The 14,241-nt window shown below is 69.5% G+C and carries 11 protein-coding genes; 6 read left to right on the forward strand and 5 right to left on the reverse strand.

The window, feature by feature from the left end; all coding sequences use genetic code 11:
* Window positions 1-43 precede the first annotated feature (43 nt).
* From FQY83_RS15805 to ilvC, 3 genes are read right to left on the reverse strand one after another with little or no spacing between them, the layout of a single operon-like run.
* The gene (locus FQY83_RS15805; protein WP_146388943.1) at window positions 44-280 is read right to left on the reverse strand and encodes an ACT domain-containing protein; all 237 of its coding nucleotides are present in this window, start codon (window positions 278-280) and stop codon (window positions 44-46) included.
* On the reverse strand, window positions 264-2,033 hold the full coding sequence (gene ilvG, locus FQY83_RS15810) for an acetolactate synthase 2 catalytic subunit (protein ID WP_146388944.1): 1,770 nt from the start codon (window positions 2,031-2,033) through the stop codon (window positions 264-266). The genes FQY83_RS15805 and ilvG overlap by 17 nt, the downstream gene beginning before the upstream one ends.
* Window positions 2,033-3,025 carry a ketol-acid reductoisomerase gene (ilvC, locus tag FQY83_RS15815; protein ID WP_146388945.1) on the reverse strand — a complete coding sequence of 331 codons (993 nt, stop codon included), beginning with the start codon at window positions 3,023-3,025 and terminating at the stop codon, window positions 2,033-2,035. The genes ilvG and ilvC overlap by 1 nt, the downstream gene beginning before the upstream one ends.
* Before the next feature lie 367 nt (window positions 3,026-3,392).
* Between ilvC and ilvD the strand changes: the two genes are divergently transcribed.
* Window positions 3,393-5,231, forward strand: a complete 1,839-nt coding sequence (ilvD, locus tag FQY83_RS15820) for a dihydroxy-acid dehydratase (RefSeq protein ID WP_146388946.1) — start codon at window positions 3,393-3,395, stop codon at window positions 5,229-5,231.
* Between the two features lie 852 nt (window positions 5,232-6,083).
* Here ilvD and FQY83_RS15825 read toward each other — a convergent pair.
* Window positions 6,084-7,340: a 6-phosphofructokinase gene (locus FQY83_RS15825; protein ID WP_146388947.1), complete on the reverse strand. Its 1,257-nt coding sequence runs from the start codon at window positions 7,338-7,340 to the stop codon at window positions 6,084-6,086.
* 128 nt (window positions 7,341-7,468) lie between these two features.
* Between FQY83_RS15825 and FQY83_RS15830 the strand changes: the two genes are divergently transcribed.
* From FQY83_RS15830 to FQY83_RS15840, 3 genes are all read left to right on the forward strand, one after another.
* Window positions 7,469-8,047, forward strand: a complete 579-nt coding sequence (locus FQY83_RS15830; RefSeq protein WP_146388948.1) for an adenylate kinase — start codon at window positions 7,469-7,471, stop codon at window positions 8,045-8,047.
* A gap of 220 nt (window positions 8,048-8,267) precedes the next feature.
* Window positions 8,268-9,659 (forward strand): UDP-N-acetylmuramate:L-alanyl-gamma-D-glutamyl-meso-diaminopimelate ligase, encoded by a 1,392-nt coding sequence (gene mpl / locus FQY83_RS15835; protein ID WP_146388949.1) that lies wholly within the window; start codon window positions 8,268-8,270, stop codon window positions 9,657-9,659.
* 185 nt (window positions 9,660-9,844) lie between these two features.
* A complete protein-coding gene (locus tag FQY83_RS15840; RefSeq protein ID WP_146388950.1) occupies window positions 9,845-10,414 on the forward strand; it encodes an LON peptidase substrate-binding domain-containing protein in 570 nt (189 codons plus the stop codon).
* 117 nt (window positions 10,415-10,531) lie between these two features.
* Here the strand turns inward: FQY83_RS15840 and FQY83_RS15845 are convergent, their stop codons facing one another.
* Window positions 10,532-12,547 carry a bifunctional DedA family/phosphatase PAP2 family protein gene (locus tag FQY83_RS15845; protein WP_146388951.1) on the reverse strand — a complete coding sequence of 672 codons (2,016 nt, stop codon included), beginning with the start codon at window positions 12,545-12,547 and terminating at the stop codon, window positions 10,532-10,534.
* Between the two features lie 47 nt (window positions 12,548-12,594).
* Between FQY83_RS15845 and FQY83_RS15850 the strand changes: the two genes are divergently transcribed.
* Entirely contained in the window at window positions 12,595-13,257 is a 663-nt protein-coding gene (locus tag FQY83_RS15850; RefSeq protein WP_146388952.1) for a protein kinase family protein, read from the forward strand.
* Window positions 13,258-13,398: 141 nt separating this feature from the next.
* The gene (locus FQY83_RS15855; RefSeq protein ID WP_146388953.1) at window positions 13,399-14,217 is read left to right on the forward strand and encodes an SDR family oxidoreductase; all 819 of its coding nucleotides are present in this window, start codon (window positions 13,399-13,401) and stop codon (window positions 14,215-14,217) included.
* Window positions 14,218-14,241 lie beyond the last annotated feature (24 nt).

Raw genomic sequence — 14,241 nt, forward strand, 5'->3', positions numbered from 1 at the left:
CAGGAATGACGGGGACGGGCGGACGCGGGCAGATGGCGCACGCTCATGGGCAGGGCTGTACCGAGACCGACAGGCAGTCGTACATCTTCGCCAGCTGCTGCTGCAGCGATTCGTCCGAGCGCTCGCCCTCGACGGTCAGCCGCAGCCGCCACTGGTCGCCGTCGGGCTGCGCCTCGCCGTCGAGCGAGAGCGGTCTGAAGCCGCGGCGCTCGGTGGCGCCGAGCACGCGCGACAGCGCGCCCTCGGCCCGCCGCAGCGTGAAATCAAGCTGATAGCGCATTGTTGGCTTCCCTGGAGCTCGACGATGCAGGCGATGTCTGGGCCGCGGCCGGTTCGCCGGTGTCCAGCGTGCCGGCGTCGTCGGGGTCCATCATCTGCGCGTTGTTGTGGTTGGGCGGCACCAGCGGCCAGACGTTGGCGGCGGTGTCGATGGCGACGTGCAGCAGCGTCGGGCCCTCGGCGGCCAGCAGCGCCCTGAGCGCGTCCTCGACGCCCGCAGCCTTGTCCACGTGCAGCGCCTCGATGCCGAAGGCGCGCGCGACCTCGGCGAAGTCCGGGTTGTCGGACAGGTCGATCTCCGAATAGCGCTTCTCGAAGAACAGCTCCTGCCACTGCCGCACCATGCCCAGCGCCTGGTTGTCGAGCAGCACGATCTTCACCGGGATGCGGTAGCGCCGGATCGTCGCCAGCTCCTGCACGTTCATCAGGAACGAGCCGTCGCCGCTGACGCAGATCACCTGCGCGGCCGGGCTTTCCATCTGCGCGCCCAGGGCGGCGGGCAGGCCGAAGCCCATCGCGCCCAGCGAGCCGCTGGTCAGGTGCTGGCGCGGATGCTGGAAGCGCCAGTGCTGCGCGACCCACATCTGGTGCTGGCCGACGTCGCAGGCGACGATGGAGTTGGGCGCCAGTTCGCTCAGGCGCTTGAGCAGGGCCGGCGCGTACACGGTCTCGCCGGGCGCGTCGTAGCGCGCGGCGTGGCGCTGCCTGCGCTCCAGGCAGGTGTCGCGCCAGGCCTTGCGCGTGGCGGCATGGCGGCCTTCCATCTGCGCGGCCAGCGGCGCGGCCAGGCGGAACAGGCTCGCCGACAGGTCGCCGGGCACGGACACGTCGGCCGCGCGCAGCTTGCCGATCTCGCAGCAGTCGCCGTCCAGGTGCACCACGCGCGCGTTGGGCGCGAACTCGGCCAGCTTGCCGGTGGCGCGGTCGTCGAAGCGCGCGCCGACCACGATCAGCATGTCCGCTTCCTGCACCGCCATGTTCGCGGCGCGGCTGCCGTGCATGCCGAGCATGCCGAGGTTGGACGGATGGTTGGCGTGCAGCGCGCCCAGGCCCTTGAGGGTGAGCACGGTCGGCAGGCCGGTCAGGTCGACGAACTCGCGGAACGCCTCCACCGCGTCGCCCAGCACCACGCCGCCGCCGGCGTAGACCACCGGCTTGTGGCACTGCGAGATCAGCGCCGCGGCTTCATGCAGCGCGGCGTCGGGCGGCGGCGGCACCGGCTCGACCGGCAGCGGCGAATGCACCGGCAGGTGCGAGGCGTCGGCCACCTGCACGTCCTTGGGCAGGTCGATCAGCACCGGCCCCGGGCGCCCGCTGCGCGCGATGCGGAAGGCTTCCGCGAACACCCGCGGCAGCTCGTCCACGCTGCGCGGCAGGAAGCTGTGTTTCACGATCGGCATGGTCATGCCGAACACGTCCAGCTCCTGGAAGGCGTCGGTGCCCATCAGGAAGGTGGGCACCTGGCCGGTGAGGACCACCATCGGCACCGAGTCGAACATCGCGTCGGCGATGCCGGTGACCAGGTTCGACGCGCCCGGTCCCGACGTCGCCACGCACACGCCGACGCGCCCGCTGGCGCGCGCGTAGCCGTTCGCGGCGAAGGCCGCGCCCTGCTCGTGGCGCACCAGCACATGCTTCAGCGACGCGCCGTGGAGCGCGTCGTAGAAGGGCATGATCGTCCCGCCCGGATAGCCGAACAGCGTATCGACGCCTTCGGCCTCCAGGGCCTGCACCAGCCAGTGCGCACCGTTCATCACGCGGCCTCTTTCTGTTCCTTCGGGGAATTGTCCAGCCACACCATCTTCGCGCGCAGCTGCTTGCCGACCACTTCGATCGGATGCTCGAGGTCGGCCTGCTTGTACTTCTTGTAGTTCGGCAGCCCGGCTTCGTATTCGGCGACCCAGTTCTTGGTGAAGGTGCCGTCCTGGATGTCCTTGAGCACTTCGCGCATGCGTTCCTTGGTCGCGGCGTCGATCACGCGCGGGCCGGACACGTAGTCGCCGTACTGCGCGGTCTCGGAGACGAACTCGAGCATGCGGGTGATGCCGCCTTCGTAGAACAGGTCGACGATCAGCTTCAGTTCGTGCAGCACTTCGTAGTAGGCGATCTCCGGCTGGTAGCCGGCCTCGACCAGCACTTCGAACCCGGCCTGCACCAGCGACGAGGCGCCGCCGCACAGCACGGCCTGCTCGCCGAACAGGTCGGTCTCGGTCTCTTCCTTGAAGGTGGTCTCGATCAGGTTGGCGCGGGCGCCACCGAGGCCGTCGGCGTAGGACAGCGCGAGATCCTTGGCCTTGCCGCTGCGGTCCTGGTGGATGGCATAGATGCAGGGCACGCCGCGGCCGATCTCGTACTCGCGGCGCACCAGCGCGCCCGGGCCCTTGGGCGCGACCAGGACCACGTCGAGGTCATCGCGCGGCGAGATCATGCCGAAGTGCACGTTCAGGCCGTGTGCGAACAGCAGGCAGGCGCCTTGCTTGAGGTTCGGCGCCAGCACTTCGTCGTACAGCTTCTTCTGCACCATGTCGGGCGTCAGCACCGCGACCAGGTCGGCGCTCTTCACCGCCTCGGCGGGCGACTTCACGCTGAAGCCGTCGGCCTTGGCCTTGGCCTCGGTCGGGCCGCCCGGGCGCAGGCCGACGGTCACGTCGAAGCCGGAGTCGCGCAGGTTGAGCGCGTGCGCGCGGCCCTGGCTGCCGTAGCCGACGATGGCGATGCTGGGGCGGGGAAGGGAAGGCTGGGTCATGTCGGGTCTCTGGTGCGTGTAGTGGATGGTGGATGGTGGATGCGGAGGGCAACAAAAAACCCCGCCCTTGCGGTGCGGGGTTTCGGATTCCGGCGCTTTCTGCTTACGCGCCCGATCGTCCCGCACCTGTGGGTGAGGTAATAAGGACGAGTACGAGAATGGACGCCGCATTGGCGTCGTGGACATTCGTCGTGGGCGTGTGGCGTTGCAGCATTCACGCAAACTAAACCGGCGTTTCAGGCTTTGTCAAGCACGCTGCCCGGAAATCGGCTGCGACTTTCGTTGCGGGCGAAATCGTTGCAACTGAAACGGCGGAAAGTCCCCAGAATCACCCCTTTGACGCGATGCGTCATCCCCCGCGAAATCCATGCCCCAGTACCGCTCCAAGACTTCCACCCACGGCCGCAACATGGCCGGTGCCCGCGCGCTGTGGCGCGCCACCGGCATGAAGGACGATGACTTCCACAAGCCCATCGTCGCGATCGCCAATTCGTTCACCCAGTTCGTGCCCGGCCACGTCCACCTCAAGGACCTCGGCCAGCTTGTCGCGCGCGAGATCGAGCGCGTCGGCGGCGTGGCCAAGGAGTTCAGCACCATCGCCGTCGACGACGGCATCGCGATGGGCCACGACGGCATGCTGTACTCGTTGCCCAGCCGCGAGGTGATCGCCGACGCGGTCGAGTACATGGTCAACGCCCACTGCGCCGACGCGCTGGTGTGCATCTCCAACTGCGACAAGATCACCCCCGGCATGCTGATGGCCGCGCTGCGGCTCAACATTCCGACGGTGTTCGTCTCCGGCGGGCCGATGGAGGCGGGCAAGACGCGGCTGGCCGACCACAAGCTCGACCTGGTCGACGCGATGGTGATGGCGGCCGACCCGAACGTGTCCGACGAGCAGGTGGCCGCGGTCGAACGCAGCGCCTGCCCGACCTGCGGCTCGTGCTCGGGCATGTTCACCGCCAACTCGATGAACTGCCTGACCGAGGCGCTCGGCCTGTCGCTGCCCGGCAACGGCACCACGCTGGCCACGCACGCCGACCGCGAGCAGCTGTTCCTGCGCGCCGGCCGCACCGCGGTGGAGCTGTGCCATCGCTGGTACGGCGCCGAGGATGCGACCGCACTTCCGCGCGGCATCGCCACCTTCGAGGCCTTCGAGAACGCGATGACGCTCGACATCGCGATGGGCGGCTCGACCAATACCATCCTGCACCTGCTCGCCGCCGCGCAGGAAGGCGAGGTGCCGTTCACGCTGCGCGACATCGACCGTCTCTCGCGGCGCGTGCCGCAGCTGTGCAAGGTCGCGCCGAACACGCAGAAGTACCACATCGAGGACGTGCACCGCGCCGGCGGGATCATGGCGATCCTCGGCGAACTCGCGCGCGGCGGGCTGCTGCATGCCGACGTCGCCACCGTGCACGCGAGGACGCTGGGCGAAGCGATCGCGAAGTGGGACATCGCGACCGTGGACGACGAGACCGTCGCCGCCTTCTACAAGGCCGGCCCGGCCGGCATCCCGACCCAGGTCGCCTTCAGCCAGGACACGCGCTGGCCGACGCTCGACGCCGATCGCGCCGGGGGGTGCATCCGCGACGTCGAACACGCCTATTCGCAGGAAGGCGGCCTCGCCGTGCTCCACGGCAACATCGCCGTCGACGGCTGCGTGGTGAAGACCGCCGGCGTCGACGAATCGATCCACGTCTTCGAAGGCAGCGCCCGCGTCTACGAGAGCCAGGACGCGGCGGTGCAGGGCATCCTCGGCGACGAGGTGAAGGCGGGCGATGTCGTCGTCATCCGTTACGAGGGCCCCAAGGGCGGACCGGGCATGCAGGAGATGCTGTATCCGACCAGCTACCTGAAGTCGAAGGGGCTGGGCAAAAGCTGTGCGCTGCTGACCGACGGACGCTTCTCCGGCGGCACGTCCGGGCTATCGATCGGTCACGCATCGCCTGAAGCCGCCGCCGGCGGCGCGATCGGACTCGTGCGCGACGGCGACCGCATCCGCATCGACATTCCCGCACGCACGATCGATTTGCTGGTGTCCAATGAAGAGCTTGGTACGCGTCGCGATGAACAAGACGCGAAGGGTTGGAAGCCCGCGCATCCGCGTGCGCGCAAGGTCAGCGCTGCGCTGAAGGCGTATGCGCTGTTGGCCACCAGCGCCGACAAGGGCGCGGTGCGGAACCTGTCGATGCTCGAAGCCTGACGGGGCGCATAGGGCGGGTTTCAACCCGTGCGGCGGGGTTCCGGAATGCATGTCGGTTAAGGGCATGGGTGAAGCAGAAGCCTCCGCCTTCGGCGGATTCATTTCTTTTGATAAGCGTCAAAAGAAACGAACCAAAGAAAAACGCTTTCCCCGACAAGGCGAATCCGCGAACGGGGAAGTGTGAGGGGATTTTCCGACACGGCATCCGTGCCGTGGCGAAAAACGCCGCACATCCATGTGCGGCGCCCTACGGGTCTGGGGACTGTGCGGCTGCCAAGGGAAAAGCTGGAAAACCCCCGCTTGTCATTCCGAACGCAGTGAGGAATCTCGAGCGACCAAGCCTAGATTTCTCGCTGCGCTCGAAATGACAGTGCTTGGCCGTTGTGGGAGCGGCTTCAGCCGCGACCGGAAACTGCACGGCACCGGAACCAGTCGCGCCTGAAGGCGCTCCTACGGACTGCGACCAATGATTCGGCAGCCATGACGCATGGAGACCCGGAGGGCGGCGGGCATGGATGCCCGCCGTTTTTCGCCACGGCATGGATGCCGTGTCGAAAAATCCCCTCGAACCTGCCGTCGGCAGGTTAGCTCTGTCGAGAAAGGCCCTTTTCTTTGGTTCGTTTCTTTTGGGCCAGCAAAAGAAATGAACCCGGCCGCCGAAGGCGGACGGAACGCTCTTGCTCCTGAACCTGCGCGATGGCAAACAAAGCACGCAGATCCCGAAGGCGCGGCGCATCGGCACAACCGCTGCCCGCTTGAGATCAAGTCAGCCCCTCGCCATGCAGCACCAGGGTGCCGACACGGCGCCGTACCCCAACCCGTGCCCGTCACCGAGATCAGGGACGCACCGGATCACCCACCCCACTTCGGCAGTTTCTTCTTCACCGCCACGTTCTTCAGCGTCACGTACGTCGGAATCCCGTCCTTCCCGTACGGCGGCGGCGCCTCGCCGCGGATCAGCGGTTCGAGATAGGTGCGCGCCTTGTCGGTGATGCCGTAGCCGTCGCGCCGGATGAAGCTCGCCGGGAACTTCTTCTCGTGGTTGGCGACCTTGTCCAGCGGCGCGCTGCCGATCTTCCAGCGGTAGGGCTTGTCGGCGGTGCGCACGATCACCGGCATCGTTGCGTTCTGCCCCTTGAGCGCGAACTGCACGGCGGCCTTGCCGACGGCCAGCGCCTGGTCGACGTCGGTCTTCGAGGCGAGGTGGCGGGCGGAGCGCTGCAGGTAGTCGGGCAGGGTCCAGTGGACCTTGAAGCCGAGTTCGTCCTTGACCTTGCCCGCAAGGTACGAGGCGACGCCGCCGAGCTGGGTGTGGCCGAAGGAGTCCTTGCCGCCGCCGGAGTCGGCGACGAAGCGGCCGTCGGCGGTCTGGATGCCTTCGCTGGCGACCACGACGCAGTAGCCGACGCGGGCGACGACCTTCTTCACCTGCTTCAGGAAATCCGCCTCGTCGTAGGGTCGCTCGGGGAAGAGGATGAGGTGTGGCGCATCATCCGCACCCTTGCCGGCCAGGCCGGCGGCGGCGGCCAGCCAGCCGGCGTGGCGGCCCATGGCCTCGTAGACGAAGACCTTGGTGGAGGTCTCGGCCATCGCGGCGACGTCCAGCGCGGCCTCGCGCACGGAGACGGCGGTGTACTTGGCCGCGGAGCCGAAGCCCGGGCAGCAGTCGGTGACGGCGAGGTCGTTGTCGATCGTCTTGGGCACGCCGATGCAGGTCAGCGGGTAGCCGAACTCTGCCGCCAGCTTGGAGACCTTGTTGGCGGTGTCGGCGGAATCGTTTCCACCGTTGTAGAGGAACCAGCGCACGTCGTGGGCCTTGAACACGGCCAGCAGGCGCTCGTACTTGGCCCGGTCGGCCTCGACCGACTTGAGCTTGTAGCGGCAGGAGCCGAACGCGCCGCCGGGCGTATGCGCCAGCGCGCGGATCGCGGCCGCGGACTCCTTCGAGGTATCCACCAGTTCCTCGCGCAGGGCGCCGAGGATGCCGTTGCGGGCGGCCAGCACCTTCACCTTGCGGGCACGGGCCTCGGCGATCACGCCCGAGGCGGTGGCGTTGATGACGGCGGTGACACCGCCGGACTGGGAATAGAGCAGGGTTCCGGTAGCCATGTGCGCCCTTTGGATGAGGTCGGGGGGACGGGTCGATGGGTTAAGCTGGCGTCTGAATCCGCGGTGCCGGCGGGAGTTTAGCAACCCGCCGTGGCCGCTCTACGGTTTCGATCTGGTGGGAGTCCTCGATGCGATTGGTATTGTTGGGAGCGCCCGGCTCGGGCAAGGGCACGCAGGCGGCGAAGTTGAAGGAGCACCTGCAGGTGCCGCACATCTCGACCGGCGACCTGCTGCGCGCCGAAGTGGCGGCAGGCAGCCCGCTGGGGCTGCAGGCGAAGGAAGTGATGGCACGCGGCGACCTGGTCAGCGACGAGATCCTGCTCGGCATGCTGCGCGACCGCTTCTCGCGCGACGACACCCGCTCCGGCTTCATCCTCGACGGTTACCCGCGCAACCTGGCGCAGGCGGCGGCGCTGGACGAGCTGCTGGCCAGCCTCGGGCAGTCGTTCGACGCGGCGGTGCAGCTGACGGTGGACAACGAGCAGATCGTCGAACGCCTTGCCGGCCGCGCCAAGGCCGAGGGCCGTGCCGACGACAATCCCGAGTCGGTGCGCAAGCGCCTGCAGGTGTACGACCAGCAGACCGCGCCGGTGATCGAGTTCTACCGCCAGCACGGGCAGCTGACCGTGGTCGACGGCGTGGGGGCGCTGGACGAGGTGTTCACGCGCATCGTCGAGGCGATCGCGCCGGAGAAAGCGGTCGGTTGATGGCTGTTCCTTCCCCCGCGTGCGGGGGAAGCGCCTGCCCCGTACTCGATACGGGGTGCCGAAGGCGGATGGGGGCAGGCTCCGGTGTGCGGCACTATCCGACAGCCAACCTGTCTTCGTTGCCCCCACCCCAGCCCTCCCCCGCAGGCGGGGGAGGGGGCGTCGGCGCCGCGCGGGAGTCGTTTCGCCGGACCTGTTTGTGATCTTGTAGGAAGTCGGGATCTTGAAGATTCATATTCTTGGCATCGCCGGCACCTTCATGGGCGGCGTCGCCGCGCTCGCGCGCGAACTCGGGCACGCCGTCGAAGGCAGCGACCAGGCGGTGTATCCGCCGATGTCGACGCAGCTCGAACAGCTCGGCATCGCGCTGAAACAGGGCTACCTGCCCGAACACATTTCGGACGACTGCGACACGGTGGTGATCGGCAACGCGCTCTCGCGCGGCAACGCGGCGGTGGAGGCGGTGCTCGACAGCGGCCGCGCCTACGTCTCGGGCGCGGAATGGCTGCGCGACCACGTGCTGCCCGGGCGCGATGTGCTGGCGGTCGCCGGCACCCACGGCAAGACCACGACCACCACGATCCTGGCCTTCCTGCTGCAGGCGGCGGGCCGCGAGCCGGGTTTCCTGATCGGCGGGGTGGCGGAGGATTTCGGCGTCTCCGCGCGGCTTGGAGGCGGTGGTCGACTCCCGACTCCCGACTCCCGACTCCCGTTCGTCGTCGAAGCCGACGAATACGACACCGCGTTCTTCGACAAGCGCAGCAAGTTCGTGCACTACCGACCACTGGTGGCGATCCTCAACAACCTCGAGTACGACCACGCCGACATCTTCCCCGACGTGGCCGCGATCCAGCGCCAGTTCCACCATCTCGTGCGCACGGTGCCGGGACGCGGGCGGCTCATCGTCAACGGCCACGACGAGCGCCTGCGCGAGGTGCTGGAGATGGGCTGCTGGACGCCGGTCGAGCGCTTCGGCTTCGATGCCGCGTTCGAGTGGAGTGCGCGCAAGCTGCGCGGGGACGGCGGCGCGTTCGCGGTGCTGCGCGGCGGCGAGGAGCTGGGCGTGGTCGAATGGCCGCTGGTCGGCGACCACAACGTGCTCAACGGGCTGGCCGCGCTGGCGGCCTGCGCGGCGGTGGGCGTGGACGTGGCGGGCGTGATCCCGGCGCTGGCGGGCTTCCGCAGCGTCAAGCGCCGGCTGGAAGTGCTGGGCGAGGCGCGCGGCGTCACCGTCTACGACGATTTCGCCCATCATCCGACCGCGATCGCGACCACGCTTGCGGGCCTGCGCGCGAAGGTCGGCAAGGCGCGGATCGTGGTGGCGATGGAGCCGCGCAGCAATTCGATGCGGCTCGGCGCGCATGCCGACGCGCTGGCGCCATCGCTCGACGGCGCCGACGCGGTGGTGTTCCTGCATCGCCCGGAGCTGGCCTGGGACGCCGGCAAGGTGGTCGCGGCCGTGCGCGGCGAGGCGCGCACCGTGGCCGATGCCGATGCCCTGCTGGCCGCGCTGCAGGCCATCGCCCGCGACGGCGACCACGTCGTGTTCATGTCCAACGGCGGCTTCGACGGCGCGCCGCGGCGGTTCCTGTCGCTGCTGCGCGAGGGTTGACGCCGATCGGGCCGCACGCTTGTTTGCGTGATGCCAGGCCCCCCGGACCGTCATCCCCGCGAAGGCGGGGATCCAGCGTCTTCAAGATCGAAACAACCTGACGACACTGGGTCCCCGCCTTCGCGGGGACGACGGCTGGATGCCGCCGGTAGTGCCGACGCGTCTACTGGTTCTAGACTCCCCCCATGCCCGATTCCCTGCCGCTGTTCCCGCTGAACACCGTGCTGGTGCCCGGCGCCGCGCTGGGCCTGCGCGTGTTCGAGCCGCGCTACCTCGACCTGGTGCGCGACTGCGGCCGCCACGGCACCGGCTTCGGCGTGTGCCTGATCGCGCAGGGGACCGAGGCCGGTGCGCCGGCCACGCCGATGGCCTGGGGCACCGAGGCGCGGATCGAGGACTTCGACAACGGGCCCGACGGCCTGCTGCACCTGCGCCTGCGCGGCGGCCGCCGCTTCCACGTCACGCGTACGCGCGTGCGCGACAACGGCCTGGTGGTGGGCGAGGTGGCGTGGTGCGATCCCGATCCCGTGGCCGAGCTGCAGCCGCAGCACGCGCTGCTGGGCGACGTGCTGCGCCGGATCCTCGAACAGCTGGGCGAGGCCGACGTGCGCGTCCCCGAGCCGCGGTTCGACGATGCCGCATGGGTCGGCTGGCGTCTGGCGGAACTGCTGCCGCTGACCCTGCCGCAGCGCCAGCGCCTGCTGCAGGAGGACGATCCCGACCGGCGCCTGGACGACCTGCTCGGGATGCTCTGAAACGGCGGACGGGACCTTGATCGCTCCTGCCCGATTGACGTAGGTCGGGGCTACGTCCCCGACGTGCCGTGCATCCGGGCCTGGCGCGTCGGGGGCGTAGCCCCGACCTACGGCGGATCAACGAGGCGGCTCTTGCTCCGCGCGCGCCGCATCGGTGCGCAGGCGCAGCACCGGCGCGCCGGTCAGCGGATGCGCGGCCTCGCGCAGCGGGAAGCCGGTCAGCGCGCGACGCAGTTCGGCGTAGGCCGCGTCGCCGTGGGTGGCCGGCAGCCAGATGCCGAACAGGCCGTACAGCGGGCGCTGGAATTCGAGCGTCTGAGTGGTGCCGATCCACAGCGGCGTGCCGTCGGCGAGCCGCGCCGGCGCGCGCCACAGGCGCAGGGCGTGGATGCTGCCGTCGGCCGCGGGGCGGCGCAGCAGCAGGGTCTCGGCTTCCGAGTCCAGCGTGGCCGGCAGCACCAGCTGCTCGGGGGCCGGGGTGTCGTCGTCGAGCAGGCCGAGCGTCGCGATCCAGTCCGCCTGCGGCTGCACCTCCCAGCCCAGCGAGCGCAGGTGGCCCTGCAGCGGCGCCAGCGGGCCGGCGACCTGCACCTCCAGCGCCCAGCGCCGGCTGGCGTCGCGCTCGCGGCGCTGCGCCGGCAACTGCGCCCAGTCGTCCCGCCACCAGGCCTCGCGGTCGAGCACCACGCCCGATTCCGGCGAGCGGAAGCGGTCGAGCAAGGGATCGACCGCCCTGGGCGCATGCCACAGCGCGGCCAGCGCGAATGCAATGTAGAAGATCGCCGCCAGCGGCCGCATCCAGAACGAGCGCGCCACGTGGCGCCGGTAGGCGATGCCCAGCACCAGCAGCCAGACGATGCCGAGCAGCATTCCGCCGACCACGTCGCTGAGCCAGTGCGCGCCCAGGTACAGCCGGGCGAAGCCCAGCAGCACGCCGACCAGGCCTGCGACCATGTACGGCCACACCCGCGTGCGTCCCGGCAGCTCGCGCGCGATCAGCACGGCGAAGAAGCCGAAGGTGATCGTGGTCATCGTCACCGACACCGACGGGAAGCCGAAACCGCTGTGCACGGTGGGCGGCAGCGGCATGTGGATCAGATGGGCCAGGCCGGTGGTGAGGACCAGGCCGAACGCAAGCGCGGCCACCCAGTGCGCGGCCGCGATCCAGCGCCGACGCCACAGCAGCCAGCCCAGCGCCAGCACGGCCGCGGGCATCAGCACTTCCCAGTCGCCGATCGAGGCCAGGCCCGCCATCAGCCGGTCGGCCAGCGGGTTGCGCAGTTCGTACATGGCCTGGAACACCGACAGGTCGAGCGCCAGCGGCTCGCCGCGCATCCACACCGTGCCCAGCAGCGCGAACCAGGCCCAGCCGATCGCCAGCAGGCAGGCGGCGAGGATCGCCAGCGAGGCCGATTCCGGCCGGTTCGGGTCGATCAGCGCCGCGGCGTAGCGGCCCAGCCGCGGGTGCGCGCGGGTCCAGCGCAGTGCGCGCGCCAGCAGGTCGTTGGCGTGGCGGTCGAACCAGCGATAGCCGTACAGCACCGCGGCCCAGGCCAGCGCCAGCGCCACCAGCAGGCCACCGAGCACCAGCACCAGCCGGTCGGCGACGGCCGCGACCGCCTCGTACGAGGCGCCGAACACCCAGCCCGGCGCGAGGAACAGGCCCGCCCACAGGAAACAGGCGAACAGGCTCATCGGCACGTAGCGCCGCAGCGGCATGTGCAGCATGCCGGCGATCGCCGGCACGAAGGCGCGGATCGCGCCGACGAAGCGCGCGATCAGGATGCTCTTGGCGCCGTGGCGGCGGAACACCAGTTCGCCGCGGTCGAGCAGCTGCGGATGGCGGCTGAACGGCCAGTGCTCGCGCAGCTGCGGCCCCCAGCGGCGTCCGACCCAGTAGCCGGTCGCGTCGCCCAGGAACGCGCCCAGCGCCGCGCAGGTGATCGCATAGGTGCCGTCGACGTGGCCGAGGCCGATCAGCGCGCCGATCGCGAACAGCAGCGGCAGCGCCGGCACCACGATGCCGAGCACGATGATCGAATCGCAGAACGCGATCAGGAAGATCAGTCCCCCGGCCGCGACCGGGTGCGCGCTGATCCAGGCGAGCGTGGCGTCGAACCAGCCGGAAGTCATCGCGGGATTATGACAGCCGGTCCTGACCGCTCGCCTAAACTGTCGCGATGGACCGCGACGCCGCCACCGAGTTCCGCGCGCTGAAGGCCGACAGCTTCGGCCGCATCTCGCTGATGCGCGGCGCGGATGGCGTCTTCGTGCGCCGCGACCTCGCCCACGTGCCCCTGTGGCTGCGCCTGCCTGCCTGGTGGCTGGCGCGGCGCGAGGCGCGGGCCCTGCGCCGCATCGACGGCATGGCCGACGTGCCGCAGCTGCTGGCCTGGGACGGGCGCCGGCTCGACCGCAGCTACATGGAAGGCGCGGCGATGTACCAGCGGCCGCCGCGCGGGGACCTGGCGTACTTCCGCGCCGCGCGCCGGCTGCTGCTGCAGCTGCATCGCCGCGGCATCGCCCACAACGACCTCGCCAAGGAAGCCAACTGGCTGGTGCTGGAGGACGGTCGCCCGGGGCTGATCGACTTCCAGCTCGCCACCCGCGGCGATCCGCGTTCGCGCTGGATGCGCCTGCTGTTCCGCGAGGACCTGCGGCATCTGCTCAAGCACAAGCGCATGTACTGCCGCGAGGCGCTGACGCCGGTGGAACGGCGGGTGCTCAAGCGCAACTCCTGGGTGCGCGACCTGTGGTTCCGCACCGGCAAGCCGGTGTACCGCTTCGTCACCCGGCGGCTGCTGAAGTGGGAGGACAACGAAGGGCAGGGGCCGAAGCCGTGAGGAGCGAACGGATATCGTCCTGCCAAGAATGTGCTGTCATCCCGAGCGCAGCGAGGGATCTGCCTGTCGCGGAAAAGGCAGATCCCTCGCTGCGCTCGGGATGACAACCAACATCGTTCCGCAACACCGAGACAAGCTTCCATGACCACCCTCTCCGGCAAGACCCTGTTCATCACCGGCGCCTCGCGCGGCATCGGCCTGGCCATTGCCCTGCGCGCCGCGCGCGACGGTGCCAACGTCGTCATCGCCGCCAAGTCCGACGTACCGAACCCCAAGCTGCCCGGCACCATCCACACCGCGGCGAAGGCGGTGGAGGAGGCCGGCGGCCGCGCGCTGGCGATCAAGTGCGACATCCGCGAGGAAGGCGAGGTGAAGGACGCGGTCGCGAAGACCGTCGCCGCCTTCGGCGGCCTCGACGTCCTCGTCAACAACGCCAGCGCGATCTGGCTGCGCGGCGCACTGGACACGCCGATGAAGCGTTTCGACCTGATGCAGCAGGTTAACGCGCGCGGCAGCTTCCTGTGCGCGCAGGCCTGCCTGCCGCACCTGCTGCAGGCGGACAATCCGCACATCCTGACGCTGTGCCCGCCGCCGTCGCTCGACCCGAAGTGGTGGGCGCCGCACACCGGCTACACGCTGGCGAAGATGGGCATGAGTTTCATCACGCTCGGGTTGGCCGCGGAGTTCCGCGAGCGCAACATCGCGATCAACGGCCTGTGGCCGCGCACCCTGATCGCCACCGACGCGCTGAACATGATCCCGGGCGTGTCCGGCGGCAACGGCCGTTCGCCCGCGATCATGGCCGACGCCGCGCACGCGATCCTCACGCGCCCGGCCGCCGGCTTCAGCGGCCGCTTCCTGATCGACGACGAGGTGCTATACGAGGCGGGCGTCTCCGACCTGTCGGGCTATGCCGTCGATCCTTCGCAGCCGCTGCTGCCGGACCTGTTCCTCGACTGAAACAAACAGCCACGCCCCAAAGGG

Source organism: Luteimonas marina (assembly GCF_007859325.1).
Taxonomy (GTDB): domain Bacteria; phylum Pseudomonadota; class Gammaproteobacteria; order Xanthomonadales; family Xanthomonadaceae; genus Luteimonas; species Luteimonas marina.

Coding starts and splice junctions, on each gene's coding strand:
- FQY83_RS15805 (WP_146388943.1), bottom strand. CDS start 280: ATGCGCTATCAGCTTGATTTCACGCTGCGGCGGGCCGAGGGCGCGCTG.
- ilvG (WP_146388944.1), bottom strand. CDS start 2,033: ATGAACGGTGCGCACTGGCTGGTGCAGGCCCTGGAGGCCGAAGGCGTC.
- ilvC (WP_146388945.1), bottom strand. CDS start 3,025: ATGACCCAGCCTTCCCTTCCCCGCCCCAGCATCGCCATCGTCGGCTAC.
- ilvD (WP_146388946.1), top strand. CDS start 3,393: ATGCCCCAGTACCGCTCCAAGACTTCCACCCACGGCCGCAACATGGCC.
- FQY83_RS15825 (WP_146388947.1), bottom strand. CDS start 7,340: ATGGCTACCGGAACCCTGCTCTATTCCCAGTCCGGCGGTGTCACCGCC.
- FQY83_RS15830 (WP_146388948.1), top strand. CDS start 7,469: ATGCGATTGGTATTGTTGGGAGCGCCCGGCTCGGGCAAGGGCACGCAG.
- FQY83_RS15840 (WP_146388950.1), top strand. CDS start 9,845: ATGCCCGATTCCCTGCCGCTGTTCCCGCTGAACACCGTGCTGGTGCCC.
- FQY83_RS15845 (WP_146388951.1), bottom strand. CDS start 12,547: ATGACTTCCGGCTGGTTCGACGCCACGCTCGCCTGGATCAGCGCGCAC.
- FQY83_RS15850 (WP_146388952.1), top strand. CDS start 12,595: ATGGACCGCGACGCCGCCACCGAGTTCCGCGCGCTGAAGGCCGACAGC.
- FQY83_RS15855 (WP_146388953.1), top strand. CDS start 13,399: ATGACCACCCTCTCCGGCAAGACCCTGTTCATCACCGGCGCCTCGCGC.